This is a genomic window from Methylomonas sp. BG-2, assembly GCF_057766305.1.
This window is the reverse complement of the sequence record NZ_JBYMAP010000388.1, coordinates 1-2,251: the sequence shown is the minus strand read 5'-3', so window position 1 is coordinate 2,251 and position 2,251 is coordinate 1. Positions and strand designations below refer to the sequence as shown.

The window sequence follows — 2,251 nt, the reverse complement described above, 5'->3', positions numbered from 1 at the left end:
ATGTCGATAGCCGCGCGCCGCACCGCCGGTTCGGGATCGCGCACGCCAGCCATCAATTCCGGCCAAATGTCTACTTCGGCCTGACGACGCTCGAGCAGGCGCAAATAGCGAATTCGAACGTCCGGACGGTCGGCTCCCAATTTCAATCTTAGCTGCGGTGCCACCGCTGAAGCGGACTGGGCGCCAGCCAGCGCGACGAGTTCATCTTTTCCCTCCCGCATCAGCCAATATCGATCGATAGCGGCGGAATGCAGAGTCTGACTCCCCCCGCTCGGCCATACGACCTCCAATTTTTCGACCGCGTCGGCATCGCCCAACCCAAACAGCAAACGCTTGTCGCTATCGGATAAAAATCCTTCGCCGCTAAGCACCGATTTGACTTGAACCCGTCCGGCCGCATACACGCGGACGACCGCGCCTAGCGCGTCGCGGTTGGATTTTTCGCCGACCAATTTCAAACCCAACCAATGTCGAGGCGGCGACTCGTTCGCTAAAAACTGGCCCAAATCGTTGTTGTGAGTGACGTAGACATCGATGTCTCCATCGTTATCGAAGTCCGCGGCCGCCGCGCCGCGCGCCGACTGGGCGTCTTTTAGCGCCAAACCCGCGTCGCTACCCGCGTCGACCAATTGACCGTTGCCGTCGTTTAACCAGAGTTGTTTGGCTTGCCCTAGGCTGATTCGGGCGGTATCGGGATCGGGCTCCAACTGTCCGGCGGCGACCAGTACATCGTTAAAGCCGTCGTTATTGAAGTCGTGTATCAGCGGCGACCAACCTGACACATTGAGATAACGGTTGGCACCGATACCGTTTTCCCTGGCTCTATCCCTAAAATGCTCGCTCCCATCCGCCGTCGTTTCCCGGATTAACGCAACCGTATTTTCGCCGGTGGCGCTGGCCACCAGCAAATCGCCGCGCCCGTCGCCATCCAGATCGCCGGAAGCGATACCGCGACTGCCTAGCGCCGAACGCAAGCCCAAGGCTTGGCTGCCGGCGTCGAAGCGCTCGCCGCCCCGGTTCAAATACGCGCCGTTCGAGCCGGTACCGCGATCGTTACTTACCAGCAAGTCCGGCCAACCGTCGCTGTTGAGATCTTGCCAGCTCACATCCAAGGTACGGCCGTCGGCATCCAGCACGCCGACCGCCTCGGCGACTTCCCTGAATTTAAAGCCACCGCTATTTAAATACAAACGGTTGGATTGAGCCGGATACAGGCTAGCATCGAACGCGCTTTTTCTTTCGCCGACGAATTGACTGTTGGCTTCGAAGGTTTTCTTACCTTTCTGAAAGTCAATGAAATTGCCAACATAAAGGTCCAGCAGGCCGTCGCGATTGAAATCGGCCGCGGCAGCCGACGTTGCCCACCCACCGCCGGCCAAACCGGCATCAACCGTCGCATCGACGAAACGGCCTTTGCCGGTATTGTGGTAGAGCAGGTTGCCGTCTTTGCCGGTAACCAATAAATCAGTATTGCCATCGTTATCCAAATCAGCCGCCAAACAGCCCATGCCCCACATTTTCCTGGCCAATCCGCTCTGTTCGGTGGCATTTCTAAAACGGCCGCCTTCATTCAGATACAGCGCATTGCCCTCGGCTTGCTGCCACCAGTACGCTTTGCCGTAATAGCGGGTTTGGCCGGAACCGTTCACCAAAAACAAGTCCACAAAGCCATCGTCGTTGAAATCCGCCGCGCAAGCTCCCGCGCCTAAAGACTCGTCGATGCCGGCCAAATGTTCGTCGCCTTGCTGGTGGGAAAATGCCAAACCCGATTCCCAAGTCCGGTCGACGAACTTCGCCGCTGCCGGATGCGCCGACTTGCCCAACTCCGAGGTCGCTTTTGTCTCGGCCCGGAACGGAAAGCCGTCCGGTATGTGGACTGGCGTCAAAAAGATTGCCGCCCCCAACAATGTCGCCAACAAAACGGCAAAAAAAGCATCGAGCGGCGTCAAAACTAATCGGACTGACATAGGGCAACTCTTGGTCGATGGTGATGGGAGTGGTGTTCGACGCAACTGTCGCATCCGAATGAAACGCGCTAGGTGCTATGGCCGATAAAGACCGATAAAATCTAACCTAACCGAGCCGAAAATGAAATCAAGTGACCAAAAGCTCGCTTTGCGTTTACCAAGCTATCAGTCGGAGCCGGCAAGCGCGGCGAGCCCATCCAGATTATCAGCACCATTTCCGATGACAACTCTCCGCGATCTGACTCAGCAATTCGCCGCTACCGGCCGCATCGAAGCGATCATTT

At 57.2% G+C, this 2,251-nt stretch carries 1 protein-coding gene; it reads right to left on the bottom strand.

All coding sequences use genetic code 11. The features are described from left to right. On the bottom strand, positions 1-1,967 hold a 1,967-nt coding region (locus tag AC3B8H_RS20505), incomplete at its 3' end, for a CRTAC1 family protein (protein WP_488443369.1). Between the last annotated feature and the right edge of the window lie 284 nt (positions 1,968-2,251).